The sequence below is a fragment of the Bordetella genomosp. 13 genome, assembly GCF_007679965.1.
Lineage (GTDB): Bacteria > Pseudomonadota > Gammaproteobacteria > Burkholderiales > Burkholderiaceae_B > Bordetella.
In genome coordinates this window covers 22,363-42,209 of record NZ_VEHL01000014.1, presented here as the reverse complement: position 1 = coordinate 42,209, position 19,847 = coordinate 22,363, and the positions used below count along the sequence as shown (strand labels likewise).

General features: G+C 69.2%; 20 protein-coding genes. 9 read left to right on the top strand and 11 right to left on the bottom strand.

Features of this window, described 5'->3' with window-relative positions; genetic code table 11:
- Positions 1-173 precede the first annotated feature (173 nt).
- Together FS845_RS25690 and FS845_RS25685 are read left to right on the top strand one after the other, a co-directional pair.
- On the top strand, positions 174-1,220 hold the full coding sequence (locus FS845_RS25690) for a TauD/TfdA family dioxygenase (protein WP_186332433.1): 1,047 nt from the start codon (positions 174-176) through the stop codon (positions 1,218-1,220).
- Positions 1,221-1,375: 155 nt separating this feature from the next.
- Entirely contained in the window at positions 1,376-2,326 is a 951-nt protein-coding gene (locus FS845_RS25685) for a Bug family tripartite tricarboxylate transporter substrate binding protein (RefSeq protein WP_186332432.1), read from the top strand.
- Positions 2,327-2,456: 130 nt separating this feature from the next.
- On the opposite strand, the gene FS845_RS25680 is transcribed toward FS845_RS25685, so the two are convergent.
- Positions 2,457-3,371 (bottom strand): LysR family transcriptional regulator, encoded by a 915-nt coding sequence (locus tag FS845_RS25680; protein ID WP_186332431.1) that lies wholly within the window; start codon positions 3,369-3,371, stop codon positions 2,457-2,459.
- A 186-nt stretch (positions 3,372-3,557) separates the two neighbouring features.
- Between FS845_RS25680 and FS845_RS25675 the strand changes: the two genes are divergently transcribed.
- From FS845_RS25675 to arsH, 4 genes are read left to right on the top strand one after another with little or no spacing between them, the layout of a single operon-like run.
- Positions 3,558-3,887, top strand: a complete 330-nt coding sequence (locus tag FS845_RS25675) for an ArsR/SmtB family transcription factor (RefSeq protein ID WP_144641259.1) — start codon at positions 3,558-3,560, stop codon at positions 3,885-3,887.
- Between the two features lie 3 nt (positions 3,888-3,890).
- The gene (locus FS845_RS25670) at positions 3,891-5,084 is read left to right on the top strand and encodes an MFS transporter (protein WP_144641256.1); all 1,194 of its coding nucleotides are present in this window, start codon (positions 3,891-3,893) and stop codon (positions 5,082-5,084) included.
- 31 nt (positions 5,085-5,115) lie between these two features.
- On the top strand, positions 5,116-5,538 hold the full coding sequence (arsC, locus tag FS845_RS25665) for an arsenate reductase (glutaredoxin) (protein WP_144641253.1): 423 nt from the start codon (positions 5,116-5,118) through the stop codon (positions 5,536-5,538).
- On the top strand, positions 5,531-6,253 hold the full coding sequence (gene arsH / locus FS845_RS25660; RefSeq protein WP_144641250.1) for an arsenical resistance protein ArsH: 723 nt from the start codon (positions 5,531-5,533) through the stop codon (positions 6,251-6,253). The genes arsC and arsH overlap by 8 nt, the downstream gene beginning before the upstream one ends.
- A gap of 21 nt (positions 6,254-6,274) precedes the next feature.
- Here arsH and FS845_RS25655 read toward each other — a convergent pair whose 3' ends face one another.
- From FS845_RS25655 to FS845_RS25640, 4 genes are all read right to left on the bottom strand, one after another.
- A complete protein-coding gene (locus FS845_RS25655; protein WP_144641247.1) occupies positions 6,275-7,237 on the bottom strand; it encodes a hypothetical protein in 963 nt (320 codons plus the stop codon).
- The gene (locus FS845_RS25650; protein WP_144641244.1) at positions 7,213-8,415 is read right to left on the bottom strand and encodes an ABC transporter substrate-binding protein; all 1,203 of its coding nucleotides are present in this window, start codon (positions 8,413-8,415) and stop codon (positions 7,213-7,215) included. Before FS845_RS25650 ends, FS845_RS25655 begins: the two co-directional genes overlap by 25 nt.
- A gap of 111 nt (positions 8,416-8,526) precedes the next feature.
- A complete protein-coding gene (locus tag FS845_RS25645) occupies positions 8,527-9,495 on the bottom strand; it encodes an SDR family oxidoreductase (RefSeq protein WP_144641241.1) in 969 nt (322 codons plus the stop codon).
- A 62-nt stretch (positions 9,496-9,557) separates the two neighbouring features.
- Positions 9,558-10,082, bottom strand: a complete 525-nt coding sequence (locus FS845_RS25640) for a hypothetical protein (RefSeq protein WP_144641238.1) — start codon at positions 10,080-10,082, stop codon at positions 9,558-9,560.
- A gap of 203 nt (positions 10,083-10,285) precedes the next feature.
- Between FS845_RS25640 and FS845_RS25635 the strand changes: the two genes are divergently transcribed.
- Positions 10,286-11,599 carry an SDR family oxidoreductase gene (locus FS845_RS25635; protein WP_144641235.1) on the top strand — a complete coding sequence of 438 codons (1,314 nt, stop codon included), beginning with the start codon at positions 10,286-10,288 and terminating at the stop codon, positions 11,597-11,599.
- The gene (locus FS845_RS25630) at positions 11,599-12,063 is read left to right on the top strand and encodes a DUF2269 family protein (protein WP_144641232.1); all 465 of its coding nucleotides are present in this window, start codon (positions 11,599-11,601) and stop codon (positions 12,061-12,063) included. Before FS845_RS25635 ends, FS845_RS25630 begins: the two co-directional genes overlap by 1 nt.
- A 72-nt stretch (positions 12,064-12,135) precedes the next feature.
- Here FS845_RS25630 and FS845_RS25625 read toward each other — a convergent pair whose 3' ends face one another.
- The 4 genes from FS845_RS25625 to FS845_RS25610 form a co-directional block, all read right to left on the bottom strand.
- Complete coding sequence (locus FS845_RS25625) at positions 12,136-12,711, bottom strand: MFS transporter (RefSeq protein WP_144641229.1); 576 nt, start codon at positions 12,709-12,711, stop codon at positions 12,136-12,138.
- A gap of 62 nt (positions 12,712-12,773) precedes the next feature.
- A complete protein-coding gene (alaE, locus tag FS845_RS25620) occupies positions 12,774-13,229 on the bottom strand; it encodes an L-alanine exporter AlaE (protein ID WP_144641226.1) in 456 nt (151 codons plus the stop codon).
- Positions 13,230-13,323: 94 nt separating this feature from the next.
- Positions 13,324-15,237: a gamma-glutamyltransferase family protein gene (locus tag FS845_RS25615; protein ID WP_260986449.1), complete on the bottom strand. Its 1,914-nt coding sequence runs from the start codon at positions 15,235-15,237 to the stop codon at positions 13,324-13,326.
- 240 nt (positions 15,238-15,477) lie between these two features.
- Positions 15,478-16,374 (bottom strand): LysR substrate-binding domain-containing protein, encoded by an 897-nt coding sequence (locus FS845_RS25610; protein ID WP_144641223.1) that lies wholly within the window; start codon positions 16,372-16,374, stop codon positions 15,478-15,480.
- Positions 16,375-16,662: 288 nt separating this feature from the next.
- On the opposite strand from FS845_RS25610, the gene FS845_RS25605 reads away from it, so the two are divergent.
- Entirely contained in the window at positions 16,663-16,977 is a 315-nt protein-coding gene (locus tag FS845_RS25605) for a DUF4148 domain-containing protein (protein ID WP_144641220.1), read from the top strand.
- A 100-nt stretch (positions 16,978-17,077) separates the two neighbouring features.
- Here the strand turns inward: FS845_RS25605 and FS845_RS25600 are convergent, their stop codons facing one another.
- Both FS845_RS25600 and FS845_RS25595 read right to left on the bottom strand, forming a co-directional pair.
- Positions 17,078-17,692 carry an ATP-binding cassette domain-containing protein gene (locus FS845_RS25600; RefSeq protein WP_144641217.1) on the bottom strand — a complete coding sequence of 205 codons (615 nt, stop codon included), beginning with the start codon at positions 17,690-17,692 and terminating at the stop codon, positions 17,078-17,080.
- Between the two features lie 58 nt (positions 17,693-17,750).
- Entirely contained in the window at positions 17,751-19,847 is a 2,097-nt protein-coding gene (locus FS845_RS25595; protein WP_186332429.1) for a DUF2207 domain-containing protein, read from the bottom strand.

Genomic DNA, 19,847 nt, shown 5'->3' with positions numbered 1-19,847 from the left:
AGGGCGTAGCGCAATAGTAGCGGGATGCTCGACCCGCCCACGCTTGCAGCAGCGGGTTTTCCGCTGCTGCCGCGACGGAATTATTCGTTTTTCGGGCGCGGGCACGCTCCCTATACTCCATCGTCATGCGGTCGCGCTGGCGCGGCGGCATCCAAAAAGGACATGGGGAAATCATGGAATTGCAACGCAAGATCGACCTGGCCGACGACGAAGTCGTCGCCATACTCGAGGACCAGACCGTCAGCGCCCGGCCGCTGATCCGCGACACGCCGCTGGACGGGCCCATCGTCTGGGACCGCGACACGCTCGCACCCGATGACGGCGTGATCCGCATCAGTCCGGATTGCCTGGCCGAAATCGACGCATTCGTGGCACGGCTGACGCGCAATCCGCTGCCCACCTTGCTGCTGGCGCCGGCCGACTACGACATGCCGCTGAGCCGCGCCATGATGGCGCAGGCGCGCGACATTCTGGACAACGGCGTCGGCTTCGTCGTGCTGGACAAGTTGCCGGTGCAGGAATGGACGGTGGAGCAGAGCACGGCGGTGTATTGGATGCTCGCCCAGATGTGCGGCCGGCCGGTGGCGCAGAGTTTCGACGGCAAGATGATCTACGACGTGCGCAACGTCGACCGTCCCTACAGCACCTCGGTGCGCGGCGACACGACCAATCGCGGCCAGAACTTCCATACCGACAACAACTGGAACCTGTGCCCGCCGCATTTCGTCGCGCTGTTCTGCCTGCATCCCGCCAAGAGCGGCGGTATCAACAGCATCGTCAGCTTCTACGCGGCCTACAACGAAATGCTCAAGCGCCATCCGATCGAGCTGGTGGAGCGCCTCTATCATCCCTTCCTGGCGAACCGCCAGCGCGAACATGTGCCCGGCGACCCGATGGTGCTCAGCCGTCCGCTGTTCACGTATGACGGCAAGCGCATGAACTGCAAGCTGTCGCGCCACCAGACGCTCAGCGGCTACCACGTCGCGGGCCGCGAGATCGACGCGCTGGGAATGCAGGCGATCGAGGCGCTGGAGTCCATCATGGAAGAGGATCGCTTCAACCGCGAATTCTTCTTCGAGCGCGGCCAGATCCAGATCGTCGACAACCGCCGCTGCGGCCATCGCCGCACGGCCTTCGAGGATTACGACGAGCCCGAGCGCCGCCGCCACCTGCTGCGCATCTGGCTGCGCGACGAAGGGGCGCGCTCTTACCAGGGATGATGCACGGAGGCCTGCCGCGCGATGCATGCGGCAGGCACGGGGAGGGCGCCGCCAGAGCGCCGCCCGCGGGAAGGCTGGAGGCAGGCAGTTCTTCCACAAAATATCCAAGGGGTAATGACATGGCTTCCTTTCGTGCCGCCAGGACTCTGGCGCCTATGCTGTTTGTCGCGCTGCTGTGCGCGACCGGCCTGTCCGCGCGCGCGGCGGGCACCTATCCGGACCGTCCCATCAAGATCATCGTGCCGTTCACCGCGGGCGGCACCTCCGACGTGCTGGCCCGCACGGTGGGCGAGCAGATGGCCAAGGACCTGGGCCAGCCCGTCGTGGTCGAGAACCGGGGCGGCGCGGGCGGCGCGCTGGGCGCCAGCATGGTCGCCCGCTCCGATCCCGACGGCTACACGCTGCTGATGGGGTCGAGTTCCGCGCTGGCCGTCAATCCCAACCTGTTCGACAACCTGCCGTACGACGCGCAGAAGAGCTTCGTGCCGATCTCGATGATCGCGGGCATCCAGAACGTGCTGCTGGTCAATCCGGCGCTGCCGGTGAAGAACGTGCAGGAGCTGATCGCCTACGGCAAGCAGCGCCCGCTGTTCTACGCCAGCGCCGGCACGGGCTCGTCGCCGCACATGTCCGCCGAGCTGTTCCAGGCGCAGAGCGGGCTGAAGATGACGCACGTGCCGTTCAAGGGCGGACCGCAGGGCCTGTCCGAGGTGGTGGCGGGCCGTGTCGACCTGGTGTTCGAGAACATGCCCAGCGCGGCCGTCATGGTCAAGTCGGGCCAGTTGCGCGGCCTGGGCGTGACCGCCGGCCATCCGTCGCCCATGGTGCCGGACATTCCCACCATCGCGTCGCAGGGCATGGTCGGCTACGACGTCACCGTCTGGTACGGCCTGGTCGCGCCGGCCGGCACGCCGGCCGAGATCGTGAAGAAGCTGGGCGATGAAGTGGCCAGCATCCTGGCGCGTCCGGAGGTCAAGGCCCGGTTGACCGAGCTCGGCACCGAGCCGGCCAGCTCCACGTCGCAGGCATTCGGCACGTTCATCGCGGGCGAGCGCCAAAAGTGGGGCGAGGTGATCAAGAAGGCGGGGATCAAGGTGGATGGCTGATCGCGTGGGTGTCGCCGCCGGCGTCATGGCGCTGGCGGCCGGCACGAGCGGTTCAAGCGGTTCACTCAGTCAAAGCGGTTGAAACTTCAGCCGCTTGCGCTCGGGCCCTCGCGCGGCTCTGGCCGCTCGTTCAGGTCGCCAAGGCGGCCTGGACCGCGTCGCCGCGCGGAAAGTCGCTGATTTCCGCGGCGAGCTGGGCCACGGCGACGGCCAGCGCGCCGGGATTGGCGCGCGGATACACGGCGACGAACTCCAGCTTCGGAAAGGCTGGCGCGGTGTCCAGCTCGGTCAACAGCCCATTTAGCACTTCGTCGCGGTGCGAGGTCCGGTGCAGCAGGCCCACGCCCAGGTTCACGCGGATCAGCCGCGCCGCCAGCGCCATGTCGTTGCAGGAAATGGACGGCCGGTACTCGATGCCGGCCACCCGGAACCATTGGTCGATGACGGGATAGTGCGGCGAATCCTGCGACAGCCCCACGATGGGCCAGCTGGCCAGTTCGGCCGGGCCCAGCCGCGTGCGCGGCACGCCCAGCGTGGGCGACGCCATCCATGAAAACTCGTCGTAGCCCAGCGACAGCGCTTCCAGAGCGGGATCGGTGATCGGGCCGCCTGCGAACGCCAGGTCCAGTTCACCGGACCGCAGGCGCTGCAGCAGCGGAGCGGTCAGGCCCAGTTGCAGATCGAACCGTACGCGGGGATGCCGCGCCCGGATCGCCACCATCAGGCGCGGCAACCACGTATGCGCAATCCGGCCGGCCACGCCCACGCGCAGCTGGCCGGTCAGCGCGTCCGGCTCGCCCAGTTGATACCCAATGCGGTCCGACAGCGCCAGGATCTGGCGCGCCCACGGCAGGATTTCCTCGCCCTTGGCACTGATCTGCAGCCGGTGATGCGCCCGGTCGAACAGCTCGACGCCCCAGGCGGTCTCCAGTTCGCGCACGCGGGTCGAGATGGTGGATTGCGTGGAGTTCAGCGCCTTGGCCGCCGCCGCGAAACTGCCGTGTTCGGCGACGCGGACGAAAGAGATGAGTTGTCGGAGATTCATGGCGGATGAGTGTAGCGGCGGGCGGCGGGATGAAGGAACGGGAGCTGCACTGGGAATCGCACACGAAATACGCATAATGTATATTATGTAAAGTAACGGATTCGAGCGCGAACGGTGTTTCCCCTCTGGTTCAGCGCTCGATCGCCCCTCGGTTCAATAGTTCAAGAATCATTGTATGATCGCGCCATGAACGAAGCCCATGCCATCTCCGCGCTCGGCGCGCTTGCCCATCCCCAGCGGCTGCGGACCTTCCGCGCGCTCGTCGTGGCCGGCCTGCCCGGGCTTACGCCCAGCAGCCTGGCCGACCAGCTGGGCCTGGCGCGCAACGCGCTGTCCTTCCACTTGAAAGAGTTGTCGCACGCCGGGCTGGTCAGCATCGAACAGCAAGGCCGCAATCTCATCTACCGCGCCGACTACGCGCGGATGAACGGCTTGCTCGGCTACCTGACCGAGCATTGCTGCGAAGGCGCGGCTTGCGAGCCAGCCGGCGTCGCAACGGCCTGTACGACCTGCTGATCCGTGTCCGCCGCTCCTGTACGGGTGGTCTGCGCCCTGGGCACGGCCCAGACGCTGGCCTGGGCGTCGTCCTACTATTTGCCCGCCATGATGGCGGTTCCGATGGCCCGCGAATTGGACGTGCCCGCGCCGGCGGTCTACGCGGCGTTCTCCGGCGCGCTGATCGCATCGGCCGTGGTCGGCCCTTGGGCGGGCCACGCCATTGATCGCCATGGCGGACGCATCGTGCTGATCGGAACGAGCCTGGTGTTCGCGCTCGGGCTAGCCACGCTGGGGCTGGCGCAAGGCCTCTGGACCATGGCGTCCGCCTGGCTGGTCATCGGCGTGGCGATGGGCTCGGGCCTCTACGAAGCGGCATTCTCCAGCCTGGTCCGCCTCTATGGGCGCGACGCCCGCGGCGCCATCACCGGCATCACGCTGATCGCCGGCTTCGCCAGCACGGTCGGCTGGCCTTTGTCGGCCTGGATGGAGGCACGGTTCGGCTGGCGCGGCGCATGCTTCGGATGGGCCGCCCTGCATCTGCTCATCGGGCTGCCGCTGAACGCCTGGCTTCCGCGGGTGCGGTCAGTGCCGGTTGTCGAAGCGCCGGTTGTCGAAGCGCCGGCGTCGGCGCAACCAGCGACGACCGTCGCCGCGCCGCCTGGGCGGAAAGGGGCCTCGACCGCCCTCCTCGCCTTCGTCTTCGCCGCGACCTGGTTCATCAGCACCGCCATGGCCACGCACCTGCCGAGGATGCTGGAAGCGACCGGCGCCACGCTGGCGGCGGCCGTTGCCGTGGGCGCGCTCATCGGACCGGCGCAGGTGGCCGGCCGCGTACTCGAATTCGGCCTGCTGCGGCGCGCGCATCCGCTGCTGTCCGCGCGCCTGGCGGCGCTGGCGCATCCCGCCGGCGTGGCGGTGCTGCTGCTGGCGGGCCCTGCGATGGCGCCGCTGTTCGCCGTCCTGCATGGCGCGGGCAATGGCGTGCTGACCATCGCCAAGGGCACGCTGCCGCTGGCGCTCTTCGGTGCCCAGGGCTATGGCGCGCGCCAGGGCTGGCTGGTGATGCCGGCGCGGATCGCGCAGGCGCTGGCGCCGTTCCTGTTCGGGCTGGCGCTGGATGCCTGGGGCGCCCGCGCCCTGTGGCTGTCGGGCGCCATCGGAATGGCCGCCTGCTGCGCGTTGATACTGCTGCGGGCACGGCCATCGAGCCCCTGATCTCCCGACCTTGCATGAAAAGAGGCGTTTCATGAGTTCCATCACGATCTATCACAACCCCGCCTGCGGCACGTCGCGCAACGTGCTCGGCCTGATCCGCAACAGCGGCGCGGAACCCACGGTCATCGAGTACCTGAAGACCCCGCCGGATGCCGCGACGCTGAAATCCCTGATTGCCGCGATGGGCCTCCCCGTGCGCGACGTGCTGCGGCAGAAAGGCACGCCCTACGACGAACTGGGGCTGGCCGACGCGGCCTGGACGGACGAGCAACTGATCGGTTTCATGCTGCGGCATCCCATCCTGATCAATCGCCCCATCGTGGTCACGCCCCTGGGCACGCGCCTGTGCCGGCCGTCGGAGGCCGTGCTGGACATCCTTCCCGCCCCGCAGCGCGGCGCGTTCTCCAAGGAAGACGGCGAGCCCGTCATCGATGCGGAGGGCCGACGTGTCTGAGCCCATCCCGGATCTGCCCAATATCGACCCCTCCCTGTTCCCGCGGGCCGACACGGCGGCGCTCTTCTCGCCCCAGCGCGCCACGCATGCGCCTCGCTTCCTGCTGCTGTACGGGTCGCTGCGCGCACGGTCCTACAGCCGGCTCGCGGCCGAGGAAGCGGCCAGGCTGTTGCAGGCGCTGGGCGGCGAGACGCGGATGTTCGACCCCTCGGGCCTGCCGCTGGTCGACGACGCCAGCGACCAGCATCCCAAGGTTCGCGAGCTGCATGCGCTGGCGCAGTGGGCGGAAGGCATGGTCTGGAGCTCGCCCGAACGCCATGGCGCGATGTCGGGCCTGATGAAGACGCAGATCGACTGGATTCCCCTGTCCGTCGGCGCGGTACGCCCCACGCAGGGCAAGACGCTGGCGGTCATGCAGGTGTCCGGCGGGTCGCAGTCCTTCAACGCCGTCAATCAGATGCGGATACTGGGCCGATGGATGCGGATGCTGACCATCCCCAATCAATCGTCGGTGGCCAAGGCCTACCAGGAGTTCGACGACGAAGGACGCATGAGGCCCTCGCCGTACTACGACCGGATCGTCGACGTCGTCGAGGAGCTGTTCAAGTTCACCCTGCTTGCGCGGGACGTGGCGCCGCACCTGGTGGACCGCTACAGCGAGCGCAAGGAAACCGCGCAAGCCTTGTCCAAACGCATGAAGCAGTCCTCCCTCTAGGAGGCGGGTCGTCCAGCGGGATCAGGGTGCGGCGTCGATGATCCATCGTCCGATACGGCGCGCCAATTCCGCGCTGTTGTCGTCCATCATCGGCATGTGCGAATTCCCCGCGATGCCCATGGCCGGCAGATGCCAGTGGTCGACGCGCCCGCCCGCCGCCGTGAGCGACGCCGCGTATGCCTGGCCGGCGGCCGCCAGTTGAATCCACAGCGGCGTGGCGTCCAGGTAGTCGCCGTAGACGAACAGGAACGGCTTGCCGTCCACGCCCGCCACGTCGGCGGAAAATCCGGAAGGTTCGATGCCGATCACGCCCCGCACCAGGTCCGGGCGGCGCTGCAACGCGCGATACGCGACCTCGCCGCCATGGCTGTGCGCGATCACCAGGCATGGCCCGACGCGGTCCAGCACGGCGCAGAAGCCTTCCAGCGCGGCGTCGTTGTTGCCCAGCCAGCGCGGCACCGACTGGCGGACGAAGTCGTCGAAGGCCGCGATGGGAAAGCGCTGCCCGGCAAACGCGCGGCGGCTGGCATAGTCTTGCGCGCGGCCAAACCGGAACAGGGACCAGGACTCCTCGGCGTTGCGCAGGATCGGCGCATCCGGCCACACCTCGGAGAACGGCGCCCACCCTGCCCGGCCGCGTTCGACGTTGTCCACCACGTACACGGCGTGGCCCATGCGCACGAATTCCTGCAGCCAGCCGGGGCGGCCGTCGGGCGTGTGTTCCCACATCGCGCCCGTCATGCCGCCGCCGTGCAGCAGCACTAGCGGCAACGGCTGGACGCGGCGGGCCGGGATGAAATACTGGACGTACGCCTGCTCGAAGTGATACTGGCCGTTCGGGTCGTACGAAAAACGTGCCGTCCGCGTGAACTGGATGTCCCGCACGGGCTGGCCGGCGATGCGGCGCGGCGCGCCGCCCGCGTAGAAACTGCCGAAATCGGCCAGCGCGACGGGATCGTTCATGGCGCCTTGGCCAGCGGGCATTGGCTTTGCGACAGGGGCCACGCCAGCGACTCGCCGGGAATCGTGCGGATCACGTTGTAGTAATCCCAGGGCCCCTTGGATTGCGCCGGCGTCTTGACCTGGGCCAGCATCATGTCGCGCACCACCAGGCCGTCGGCGCGGATGTGGCCGTTGAGCGTGAACGGGTCGTCGATCGGCAGGCTCTTCATTCTGGCCAGGACGGCATCCGAATCGGTCGTGCCCGCGGCCTGCACCGCACGCAGGTAGTGCCGTACGGAACTGTAGACGCCGGCCTGCAGGAACGTGGGCGGACGGCCGACGCGCGCCTCGAACTTCTTGCTGAAGGCGCGCGCGCCGTCGTTCATGTCCCAATAGGATGGCACGGTCAGGTAGGTGTTCTGCGCGGCCTGCAACCCGAGGCTGTGCACGTCGGTCAGCAGCAGCAGCATGGCGGCCAGCTTCTGCCCGGATTCGGTGATGCCGAACTCGGCCGCCTGCTTGATGGCCGAGATGGTGTCGCCGCCGGCGTTGGCGATGCCGATGATCTGCGCGCCGGAGGCCTGGGCCTGCAGCAGGAACGAGGCGAAGTCCGACGCGTTCAGGGGGTGATAGACCGTACCCAGCACCTGGCCGCCGCTGGCCTTGACGACAGTCTCGGTGTCGGCCGCCAGCTGCTTGCCGAAGGCATAGTCCGACGCCAGGATGAACCAGCGTTTGTTGCCTTCGTTGACCACGGCGGTGGCCGTGCCGCGCGACAGCGCGTACGTGGTGTAGGTCCACTGGATGCCGTAGGGCGAGCACTGCGCCTGCGTCAGCGCGGTGGTGCCCGCGCTGGACACGATCACGATCTTCTTCTTTTCGCGGGCGATGCCATGCACGGCCAGCGCCACGGACGAGTTCGGCACGTCCACCACGACGTCCACACCGTCGGTGTCGTACCACTTGCGGACCATGCTGCTGCCGATGTCCGGGCGGTGCTGGTGATCGCCGGACACCAGCGTGACCGGCTTGCCGAGCACCGCGCCAGCCTCTTCGATCGCCAGCCGCGCCGCCTCGACGGAGCCCTTGCCGGTGGCGTCCGCCGTCACGCCGGCCATGTCCGTCAGCACGCCGATCTTCACGCCGTTGGCCTGGTCGGCATGGGCGCCGGCCATCGCCAGGCACAGCGCCAGCGCCGCTGTGATCCGATGCAGTGTCATGGTCTCCCCTCTTCTGTTGTGGTTCGCATTGTCAGGTACCACAGTGTATCGCCGGCGCGACGCGAACCTCCAGGGGCCCTGCCCGGACATGTCCCTCTGCGCTGCTTGTCCTCATCGGCGCCCGCTCATGGCGCGGTGCAAGGCCAGCGCCGCCACGGCCAGGGCCGCCGCCTTGATCGCCGTCGCCATTGCCGGACTGCGTTGTCCCCGGAATCCGCCATCGATGGCATGCCCCGACGATGGCATGTACAGGTTGCCGTCCGTCATGGCTTCGGGGTCGGCCGCACGGAATCCCGCGTCCATGATGCGGCGGGTGATGCTGGCCGACAGGTCGGGCGCGACGGCGTGGGCCAGCCGCGTGGGCCACGCGATGCTGCCCAGCAGCAGCGAGGGCCGTGGGTTCCTGGCGAGCGTCACGACGGCGTCCGCCACCTCGCGCGGGTCCAGCATGGGCGGCGGCGGACGCAGATGCTTGCCCGAATAGTTCGCGCCATGGCGCACGCCGGGCGTATCGACGAAGGTGGGATACACCTCGCACACCGCCACGCCGGGCTCGTCGGCCAGTTCCGCGCGCAGGGACTCGCTGAAGCCGCGCAAGCCGAACTTGCTGGCCGCGTACGACGCCGCGTAAGGCGCCGCGGCCCAGCCGCCCACGGAAATCATGTTGATCAGCACGCCGCGCCCTTGCCGTCGGAACTGCGGCAGCACGGCGTGGCTGCCGTAGACATGGCCCAGCAGGTTGGCCTCGATGACACGCCGGTGCGCCCGGACCGGCACCTGGTCGAAGCGGCCGACCGCACCGGTGCCGACATTGTTGATCCAGACGTCGATGCGGCCGAACTGCTCGGCGGCCCGCGCGGCCAAGGCCTGTACCTGCTCGGGTTCGGTCACGTCGGTCGGCACGGCCAGCGCGGACGCGCCCTGCTGCCGGCAAGCCTGCGCAGCGCGCTCCAGCGCGTCGGGGTCGCGCGCGGCCAGCACCACGTTGGCGCCTTCCCGCGCGAACGCCAGCGCGCATGCGTAGCCTATGCCGCTGGAGGCGCCTGTGATGACGACGGTGGATCGGGAACTGGGTTGCATGGTTTTCTCTCTTCGCGTGAGTCGCAATTGACGGGAAACCGCGTGGCGCGGCCTCGTGCCGTTCACTGTCCGCGCCGCGCCCGCCAGGCCAGCGACGCCAGCGCGATGCCCAGGCCGAATGCGCCATAGGCCATCGCCATGGCGCCCGTGGACAGGCGATGCTCGAAACCGGGCGTCAGCCGGCGCGGCGTCAGCGTGTAGTCCGCCACGCAGGCCACCGCGGCCGTCGCCATGCCCGCCGCGGCGATCGCCGCCGCATCGCGCCGGGGCGACAGCGTTGCCGTGGAGCGGGCGTGCAGCGTGGCCCAGAAGAACGCGGCGGCATGATGGATCGCATAGCCATTGAACGTATGCCGCCACGACACCTCGTCGGCGCGCAGCGCGGGGTCGCCCCATATCCAGTGGCTGGTGGCGTTGGTGGGCGCGGCCCAGCTGCCTGCCTGCGTGCGGCCCTGCCGCATCAGCACCAGCGTGGACAGCACGCTGGCCGCGGCGCCGCTGATCAGGCCTTCGCGCAAGGCATCGCGCCATCCCGCACGCGCGCCGGGATGGCGACGGGCGGTCCTGGCGATTCGATCGATGGGCATGGTGTCGTTCCTCGGATGGACCTGCATTGAAGAAAAGCGGCGCGCCTGCGCCGGTCCGGATGCCTGGAGCGGCCGGCTTGCGTCGCAGGCCGACCGTCCCGTAGAAAACCCCGCCCTTCGCATCTTCCGACCCGACCGGTCACGCCAGGCACGTCGTTTGCGACCACGCGCTGTGCATCGTTCACCGGCGGGAGCCAGGCATTTTGAAAATTCTGATCACGGGTGCAACGGGATTCATCGGAGGCAGGATCGCCCGTGCATTGCTCGCACAGGGCCATGAACTCGTGTGTCCCGTGCGGCCGGGCGGGCGCCTTCCGCCCGCGATGCAGGCAAGCGCCGTGCCCATCGCGTTCGGAGATGCAGTCCACGCGCCGCAATGGCTGCCTTATCTGGCCGGCGTGGATCTGGTCATCAACACGATAGGCATCTTCCGGCAGGGCGCGCGGCACGACTTCGAGACGATCCACGTCCGGGCCCCGCTCGCCCTGTTCCGGGCGGCGCGCCAGGCCGGCGTACGCGGCGTCGTCCAATTCTCGGCGCTGGGCGCCGATGCCCATGCGCAGACCGCCTACCACCGCACCAAGCGCCGGGCCGATGACGGCCTGCGGGCGCTCGGCCTGCCGGCCGCGATCGTGCAGCCCTCGCTGGTATACGGCCCGGGCGGCGCCAGCGCCCGCCTGTTCGACGGCCTGGCGGCGCTGCCCTGCGTGGCCCTGCCGGGCGCGGGGCGGCAGATGATCCAGCCCGTGCACGTGGACGACGTGGTCGACGGCGTGCTGGCGCTGGTGCGAACATTGACGCAATCACCGGCCCCACGGGCCGTCACCGTCGCATTCTGCGGCCCCCGCGCCATCAGTCTGAAGGACTATCTGCTGGTCTTGCGCACCGGGCTGGGGTACGCCGGCGGGCAGTTCGTCCTGCCCGTGCCGCAGCCTGTCGCCATGACTGCCGCGCGCGTGAGCGGCCAGTTTCCCGGCAGCCTGCTGGACGTCGACAGCCTGGCGATGCTGGCGCGCGGCAACACGGCCGACGCGGCACCCTTCTCGGCACTGCTCGGCCGGCCGCCGCGTGCGATCGAGCGCTTCATCGAGCCGGACCAGGCGGCCGCGTCGCGGGCCAGCGCCGTGCTGTGGACCGCCCTGCCCTTGCTGCGCCTGGCCATGGCGTTTGTCTGGCTGTGGACGGCGGCGGTGTCGCTGGGGCTGTTTCCGGTCGAGGACAGCCTGGAACTGCTGCGGCGCACTGGCTTGCCCGAGGCGGCGACGGTGCCCGCGCTGTACGGCGCCGCGCTGCTCGATCTGTGCTTCGGCGTGCTGACGCTGGCGTGGCGCGGCCCGGGCAGGCGCTGGCTATGGCTGGGCCAGATGGCGTTGATCCTGGGCTATACCGCCATCCTGACCGTGCGCCTGCCGGAATTCTGGCTGCATCCCTTCGGCCCGCTGTCGAAGAACCTGCCCATGCTGGCGGCGCTGGCGCTGCTGTACCTGTGCGAACCCACTGGCCGCAAGGAGCGATGATGGAATACCTGGCAATCAAGCTGCTGCACATCCTGAGCTCCACCCTGCTGTTCGGCACGGGCATCGGCTCGGCGTTCTACCTGTTGTGCGTGGTGCTCGGGCGCGACGCGCGCGTGGTGGCCGCGGTGGCTCGGATCGTGGTCATCGCGGACTGGCTGTTCACCGCCACCACCGCGGTGCTGCAGCCGCTCACGGGCCTGTACCTGGTGCACCTGATGCAATTGCCGCTGTCGACCCCGTGGGTGGCCTGGTCGCTGGGCCTGTACGCACTGGCCATCGCCTGCTGGCTGCCCGTGGTCCGGCTGCAGATGCTGATGCGCGACGGCGCCCGCGCGGCCACCGATGCCGGACGCCCGTTGCCGGACTTGTTCTGGCGGCATTTCCGGTTGTGGGTAGCACTGGGCTTTCCGGCCCTGGCGGCGTTCCTGGCGATCTTCTATCTGATGGTGTTCAAGCCGGTGTGAGGGGCTGCGCGCCCATGGCGTCGGCCATTCGATGGCGCCGTGGTCCGCCGCGGCGCCCGCCTGGCCTCCGCGTCAATGGGCCAGCGCCCGCTTGCGGCGCACCCGCACCTTCATCGCCACGCACGCGATCGCGCAGGCCACCAGGGACACGATGGCCGCGGCCAGGAATGCCCGAGAAGAGCCCTGACGGTAGCCCTTCCGCGCCAGTGCCGCCAGGGCGTCGTGCACGGCCGGCGGATACGCGGCCATCCCCCTCGCCAGGTCGCCCGCCACGACGTTGTCCAAGAACCCCGGCTGCGCCGGCAGTCCCAACGCCTTCAACGCCCGCTCCAGGCTGGATCTGGCGTTGCCGGCCAGCACGGCCCACAGGCCCGCGAAGCCCAGCAGGATGCCGCAGAACCGGGATGTGGTGCTGATGCCCGAGCCCGTGCCCGTGCGGTTCCTCGGGATCGCTCCCATGATGGCCTTCTGCGTTTCGCCATTGAGCAGCCCGCCGCCCGCGCCCAGCACGAGCATCCCCGCCGCCAGCCACGTGCCATCGTTGCCGGCCGCGGCCCGCATCATCAGCGCGTTGCCGATGCCGACGATGGCCAGGCCCAGCGCCAGGATCCGCGGGCTGTCCAGCCGAGCGGAAAGCCGGCGACCCACGTGCGAACGCTCAAGGCCAAGTCGGATAAGCAACCCGACGGCTGGCCCCCTCTCCCCGCGATTCAGGCATCCAGGCTCATCGGCTTCGTCCCGCCCGGCGGCAGGCCGAACAGCCTGCGCACCGCATTCAAAAAGGCGCCGTACGGCCGCCCCAACACCAGCATCATCACCGTGGCGCTCAGCACGCCGAGCCACAGCCCGCGTCCCGATGCGCCGCTGACCGCGATGATGGCGGCATAGATCGGCACCTGGAAACTGACCAGGGCCACGCTGTCCCACAGCAGCCGCGACCAGCGGCTGTCGCGGGCCCGGCGCATGACCCAGTCGCGCCACAGGCCGTACGGCCGGGCCACGGGGATCATCAGCGCCGCGCCCAGCAGCCGCGCGTGCAGCACCTGGTCCCAGCTCATGCCGGCGATGTAGCGCTCGTTCAGGGCGCCAGTCGTGGTGAAGAACAGGATCAGCGCCAGCGTGTCGGCGATGAAGGCGCGGCGGCGGTAAGCGGTGTCTGTGGGCATGGGTGGGTGGTTGCCATCGGGGCTCCCACGATAGCAGCCCACGCGACCGCCCGCTGCGCTCGCGGCATCGGGATCCGATGCCGCGCGGGACCTGCTACCGCTTCACGGCATCGCCCAGCGCAATGCCCTCGCGGCGCGGATCCGCGCCGCCTTCCAGGGTGTTGCCGTCTTCGCGCTGCACGCGCAGGATGGTGCTGGTGCCGCTGGACTGGGCGCTGGTGGACACCGTATGGCCGAGCTGGCGCAGGCCCGTGACCAGCGGATCGCTCGCGCCGTTGGCGGTGAAGTCCACGTTGGGATGTTCGGCGCCCAGGTTGGTGGTGACGCTGTTGTCCGCCCCGATGTCCATCATCGAAGTGGCCTGCTGCGCGTCCAGGCCCCAGTCCAGCGCGCCGACCATGGTCTTCACGACGTACTGGATGATGGTGTTCGCGCCGGGCGAGCCGGTCACCATGTGCAGTTCGCCCATGCTGCCGTCCGCCTGCTTCTTGAACACCATGGTCGGCGACATCGAGCTGCGCGGACGCTTGCCGCCGGCCACGCGGTTGGCCACCAGCACGCCTGCGTCGTCGTACGGCTCGGACGAGAACGCCGTCAGCTGGTCGTTCAACATGAATCCGCCGACCATGTGGAACGCGCCCATCGAGTTGCCGACCGACGTGGTCATCGACACGGCATTGCCGTCCTTGTCGACCACGCTGAGATGCGAGGTGCCGGGATCGGGCTTGGCGTCGATGCCCTGAGGGACTGCTCCCAGGTCTCCCGCCTGGGCCTTGCCCATGCTGCGGTCCATGCGGATCAGCGCGGCGCGCTGCGCCAGGTAGGTCTTGTCGAGCATGCTGTGCCAGCTTCCGCCGGGCAGCGGCACATAGTCCGTGTCGGCCACGTACTTGTCGCGGTCCGCGTAGGCCAGGCGCTCGGCTTCCGAGACCAGGTGCACGCCCATCACCGTCGGCTTGCCGCCCTCCAGGTCGATGCCCGTGGGCTTATAGTCCGCCATCGGGAAGTTCTCCAGGATGCCCATCGTGGCCAGGATGGCGCTGCCGGAGGAAGGCGGTCCCATCGAGCAGATCCAGTACACGCGGTACGTCACGCACATGGAGTCGCGTTCGACGGGTTTGTAGGAGGACAGGTCCGCCAGCGCCGCCTTGCCCGGCACCACGCCGTCGACCGCTTCGTTGATCTTGTCGACGATGGCCTGCGCCAGCGGGCCTTCGTGCAGCACCTCTGCGCCGTCCGCGGCGATGGCGCGCAGGGTCTTGGCGTACTCCGGCGACTTCAGCAGCGTGCCCAGCGCCTTGGGCGAGCCGTCGGCATTGAAGAAGTAGGCGCGCGCGTTGTTGTCGCGCTTGAGTCCCTCGCTGTTCACCTCGATGGCGGCGGCCAGCCGGCCGCCGATGGGAAAGCCGTCGTCCGCGATCTTCAGGGCCGGCTCCATGAGGTCGCGCCATGGCAGTTTGCCATGGCTGCCCTGCACGCCTTCCAGCATGGTCACGGCCGACGGAACACCGATGCCGCGGCCGCTGCCGCGCGCCGGACGCGTGTGGTCCTGGTCGCTGACCCAGCGCAGATAGTTCATGTCCGCGGCAGCGGGCGCGGTTTCCCGCCCATCGTACGAATGGACCTTCTTCGTCGCGGCGTCGTAGTACAGCATGAACGCGCCGCCGCCGACCCCGGACGACTGGGGCTCGACGACGCTCAGCACCATCTGCATGGCCACCGCGGCATCGACCGCGCTGCCGCCCTTGGCGAGGATGTCGCAGCCGGCCTTGGTGGCCAGCGGATTGGCGGACACCGCCATGTAGGAATGGGCCTGCACGGCCTTCTTGCCGACACGGTACCCTGATGCGGGTTCCGGCGCCGCGGGATCACCCTGGGCGCCCGAGCCCACCACGACAGCGCCGCCATCGGTCGGCGTGGCGCAGTCGGCGCTGGCGACGGGCGGCGGCGCGGGCGGGGCCGCCGGCTCGTCATCGCCGCCGCCTCCGCAGCCCGCGAGCAAGCCCACGGCCAACGCGACTGGCCCGGTCCAAGCGTATGGGGTATGCAATACGCGTATCAATCTTGTCTCCTGGTTGTAATGTGTGAGCCATCCTAGGAGAGCGCGCGTAACGCCGTCAAACGACGGCTTGGCATCAATTCATTCCTGGCGGGACTGAAGTCGGCGCCGCCACGCCGGCGCGGCGGGCATGGTTCCCCATCCGGCACGCCCGTCGCCGTGCAGCGGCGGGCGCCGCCGGCATGGCGCTCAATCCGCGCCGCTCTGCTGGCGCAGCCATTCGCGCAGGCGGGCCAGCGGAGCCAGCCGGGCGCGCGCGTCGGGATAGCACAGCCAGTAGCCCAGGGCGCTGGTGTAGCCCGCCTGCGGCAGCGGCTCGGTCACGTTGCCGGCGGCGATCTCGTCCTGGACCAGGCAACGCGGCACAAGCGCCACGCCCAGGCCCACGGACACCGCCCGGATCAGGCTGCCGAACTGGTCGAACTGCGGACCGCCCAGGCCGTCCATGCCATGCACGCCATGCGTCTCGCTCCAGCGCTGCCAGGCCTCGGGCACGGTGACGTGGCGCAGCAGCACGTGGCGGGGCACGTCGTGCACCGTGCGGATGGGTGCGATGGCATCCCCGGCAGGCGCGATCAGCGCGACCTCGTTGCCCGACAGATACAGCGACTGGGCCCCCGGCCAATGGCCGTCGCCGAACAGGATGGAACAGTCCAGCGTGGGATCGGAGAAGTCGTAACCCTGCACGTACGGAACGAAGTGCAGCGTGATGTTCGGATGGGATTGCTGCCACAGGGGCAGCCGGGGAATCAGCCACTTCGCGCAGAACGTAGGCAGCACCGAGATGTTCACCGCGCCGCTGCCCTTGCTGCTGGCCATGACCTCGAGCGTCGCCGCTTCCAGCCGGGATATCAGTGCGGATACCGCCTTCTCGTAATGCTCGCCGGCGGGCGTCAGCAGCAGGCGCCTGCGCTGGCGCTCGAACAGCGGCACCCCGACCCACTCTTCCAGCTCGTGGACCTGCTTGCTGACGGCGCTTTGCGTCAGGTGCAACGCCTCGGCCGCCCGCGACACGCCGCCGAATCGCACGACCGAGCTGAACGCCCGCAGCAGGTGCATCGGAGGTTGGAGGCGGCGAATAGTCATTGTTCTTTCCGCTGGAGTGCATTCCTGCCGGGAATGATATCAGCAGCCCCACGCTGCCTGGCCCCTGGCAAGGACGCATGCCGGCGTGCCGTGCCCCGTACCGCCACACTCGATAGCAATCCACCAACGACAGAGTCATTAGTCCGGAATTTGGAATAGCGATTTCCGGAATCGAGGGTTTATACCAACCCATGCGCGGCGCAGAATGCATGCACGGGAAACACAACACGAACCTAGACGGACGCTCCGCCTGATTCGGTCCCAGGACTGATAACAAGGAAGTCGACCATGAAAACCCTGAACGCCGCCGCCCTAGTCATCTCCGCCACGCTGCTGGGCGCCTCCGCCTACGCCGCGGGCAATGCCGAACCGGACAACACGCCCTTGCAAGGAGCCTATGGCCAGCAAAGCGCCGACGCCACCAGCCGCGCTGCCGTGCAGGCCGACCTTGCGCTCTGGCAGCGCGCCGGCATGGACCGCTTTTATCGCGGCCAGAACACGCCTGACATTTACAGCTCGCGCTACCGCGAAGCCCAGGCGAACTACCTGCGCATGCGCAACGGCCCCGAGTTCCAGCAGGAACTGCAACGCCAGCAGCAATAGGCGGCAAGTCGCCCGGACCGCCACCGCGCTACGCCAGCGCGACGCACGGCTGGCATGCCGTCCGCGCGATCCGACGGGCTTGGCCGCCCCGGCCCGGCGATCAGCGCAGGCCGTCGATCTCCAGCACCGCCGCGCCGCAGGCCTGCACCAGCTCGGGGTCGTGGCTGGCGAACAGCACCACGCGGTCGCGGGACCAGGTCCTGAACAGCCCGGCCAGCACCGTGCGGGCCGCCGCATCCAGCCCGCTGCTCGGCCCATCCGCCACCACGACGGCCGGACGGCCCAGGGACGCGGCCGTCAGGTAGACCTTCCTGCGCGTGCCGGTCGACATCTGTTCGAAGCGCTTGTCCAGGTGCGGTTCCAGCCCCAGCGCATGGACCAGCTCCAGCACGGCATCGTCCACCGCCGCGTGCTTGCCGGCCGCGACCCGCGCCAGCAGTTCGCGGCCGGTCAGCGTGGGGTGGGCCAGGCAGTTGTCCGGCACGTAGGCCAGCCGCGCCAGCGCCTGCCGCGGCGCGTCGCGCAACGACTGCCCGTCGATCCAGACGTCGCCCGTGTCCGGCGCGATGGCGCCCGCGACGATGCCCAGCAGGGTCGATTTGCCGGTGCTGTCTTCTTCGCACAGCGCGTGGCAGCCCGCCTGGAAGTCATGGGTCAGGCCGTCGAAGACGTAGTGGTCGCCGTAGCGCTTGCCGAGGTTGTCGATGCGTAGCATGCGGGCAGTGTACGCAGAAACGGCCTGCCGGCAAGGGCCGGACCGTGCGGCGGCGGGCCTACCAGCCCGACCCGCCGCCGCCTCCGCCACCGCCGCCTGACGAGCCGCTGTCGGACGACCCGCTGGACGACGAGTCGCTGCTGCTGCCGGACCAGCTGCCGCTGCTGCCCGGCGAGCTGGACGATGACGACGCCAGGGCCGGCGCCGGCGGCGTCGTGTCGTTGGCCACGCTGCGCAGCGCCGGCATGGGGTTGCCGGCCAGCACGTCGTGGCCGCCATAGAGGTCGCGCGTGGCTTGCGCCAGGGCCAGCCCTGCCACGCTGGCGGCCAGGCCAGCGAAAGCGCCGGCCCATTTCTTGCCCACGTCCAGCGCCACCGCATAGGGCAGATAGCGTTCGTACAGCCGCAGTTTTTCCTCGACCGTGGCCAGCGCTTCCAGGCGCGGCCCTTCGGCCAGCGCCAGATACTGCTTGAACCCCGCGATCTGATCCATGATCGCGTGCCCCTCCTCGGTATAGCCGCGCAGGTGGCGCGAGGCGCGGATCACCACGGGCAGCAGCAGGGCGGGCAGCAGAATGGACAGCGCGCGCAGGGGCGTACCCAGGTTGTTGCCGATCAGCACCCCGAGGCCGCCGCCCAGAAACGGAATGCCGAACAACAGGCAGAACAACAGCGGCCCGCACCCCTGCCCCGGCGTGCGCAGCGCGGCGTAGCCCATCGTCAGCGCGCCCAGCCCGACCAGCATGAACGGCAGGGCTGCGATGGTGCCGCCGACGTCGCCGCCCTGTTGGGCCAGCGTGGCAATGCACACGGCCACATACAGCAGCCACACCCAGATGCCGCGGCTGACGTAGCGCGAATTCGATTGGATGAAGCTGGAATACCGGGTCTGCAGCGTGGTGCCCAGCAGCGCCCTGGCATCGCGCAGGCGGTTCAGGCCGCCGTCGCCGCGGGTGAAACTCTTGTGCTTGCGGAACAGCCTGGCCAGCATGCCCGGCAGCAACGGATCCCGCTGCAGGCCGGGCTGGTTCTGATCGCCCGGGTCTGTCAGGTGGAACCTCGTCTCGGCTCGCGTGCGGTCGATGCGCATCGCCCGCAGCGCGATCAGCTCGATGATGGCGACCAGGAAGGCCTTGTCGTCCAGGCCCGCGCGCACCATGTAGCGCACCGCCGGCGCGGACATGCCCTTGGGCGGCTCGTACAGCGGCACGATGCTGGCCCGCGAGCGGCGGCGCGTGCGCAGGAAGGCCGCCACGTAGTAGCCCAACACCAGCAACGCTCCGAAGACGGCCGTCGCGGGCGCCAGGTTGTCGCGCACCTGGTAGTACAGCGCCTGCGCCGGCGACGGGGCGTGCACGATGCCCTTGGGCCAGGCGGCCGCCACGGTCAGGCCCTCGCCCACGCCCAGCGGCGCGGTGGTCTCGAACGACACGAAGCCCGCGCCCTCGCCGCTTTGCCGCGCGCCCTTGCCGCGCTCGCCTTTCACGCCGGTGTAGATCGACGTGCGCAGGATGCGGGCCTCTTGCGGCAGGTGGATGCGCGCGCTGGCCCGCTCGATGGGAAACGTCCAGCCGTTGCCGGTGACGTTCCAGTACAGTTCGTCGAAGTCGGGAAAGAAGCCCAGTTGGCGCGTGGTGCGGTAGCGAATCTCGTACTGGTGGCGACCCGGTTCCAGGAACCGTCCGCCGTCGCCGATGCGGATGCGCACACCGTTGGCCAGCGTCTCCAGGGCATAGGGCTCGTCGGCCCCCTCGCGCCGCACGCCCAGCACGTCGAAGCCGACCTGCACCCGCAGGCCGTTGGCGTTGCGGTACAGCGTGGGAAAGTCCCGCACGATGCCGCGCCTGATCTGGTCCATCGCCGCATTGACTTCGATGCGCTCGGTGACGATCAGGTCGCCGTTGCGCTGCACGTCCAGGTCGACGTCGAAGTTCCTGATCGCCTCCTGGTCCGAGGACGCGTCCACGGCGCCCGAGCGATCCACGCCGCCGACCCTGTCGTAGGCGGACTGCGTCGGCACCGCGTCGCCGTCCACCGTCTGCACCTCGGACGTCGCCTCGACGGCCTCGGGCTGCGCGTACGACAGCGCGGCCGGCAGCAGCATCGCGGCGGCGGCGGCAACCCTGGCGGCATATCCGACAATGCGCGCGCGCAT

Bases quoted from the DNA above. Each gene is read 5' to 3' on its own strand.
- FS845_RS25690 (WP_186332433.1), top strand. From the start codon at position 174: ATGGAATTGCAACGCAAGATCGACCTGGCCGACGACGAAGTCGTCGCC.
- FS845_RS25685 (WP_186332432.1), top strand. From the start codon at position 1,376: ATGCTGTTTGTCGCGCTGCTGTGCGCGACCGGCCTGTCCGCGCGCGCG.
- FS845_RS25680 (WP_186332431.1), bottom strand. From the start codon at position 3,371: ATGAATCTCCGACAACTCATCTCTTTCGTCCGCGTCGCCGAACACGGC.
- FS845_RS25675 (WP_144641259.1), top strand. From the start codon at position 3,558: ATGAACGAAGCCCATGCCATCTCCGCGCTCGGCGCGCTTGCCCATCCC.
- arsC (WP_144641253.1), top strand. From the start codon at position 5,116: ATGAGTTCCATCACGATCTATCACAACCCCGCCTGCGGCACGTCGCGC.
- FS845_RS25655 (WP_144641247.1), bottom strand. From the start codon at position 7,237: ATGCCCGCTGGCCAAGGCGCCATGAACGATCCCGTCGCGCTGGCCGAT.
- FS845_RS25650 (WP_144641244.1), bottom strand. From the start codon at position 8,415: ATGACACTGCATCGGATCACAGCGGCGCTGGCGCTGTGCCTGGCGATG.
- FS845_RS25645 (WP_144641241.1), bottom strand. From the start codon at position 9,495: ATGCAACCCAGTTCCCGATCCACCGTCGTCATCACAGGCGCCTCCAGC.
- FS845_RS25640 (WP_144641238.1), bottom strand. From the start codon at position 10,082: ATGCCCATCGATCGAATCGCCAGGACCGCCCGTCGCCATCCCGGCGCG.
- FS845_RS25630 (WP_144641232.1), top strand. From the start codon at position 11,599: ATGGAATACCTGGCAATCAAGCTGCTGCACATCCTGAGCTCCACCCTG.
- alaE (WP_144641226.1), bottom strand. From the start codon at position 13,229: ATGCCCACAGACACCGCTTACCGCCGCCGCGCCTTCATCGCCGACACG.
- FS845_RS25610 (WP_144641223.1), bottom strand. From the start codon at position 16,374: ATGACTATTCGCCGCCTCCAACCTCCGATGCACCTGCTGCGGGCGTTC.
- FS845_RS25605 (WP_144641220.1), top strand. From the start codon at position 16,663: ATGAAAACCCTGAACGCCGCCGCCCTAGTCATCTCCGCCACGCTGCTG.
- FS845_RS25600 (WP_144641217.1), bottom strand. From the start codon at position 17,692: ATGCTACGCATCGACAACCTCGGCAAGCGCTACGGCGACCACTACGTC.
- FS845_RS25595 (WP_186332429.1), bottom strand. From the start codon at position 19,847: ATGCGCGCGCGCATTGTCGGATATGCCGCCAGGGTTGCCGCCGCCGCC.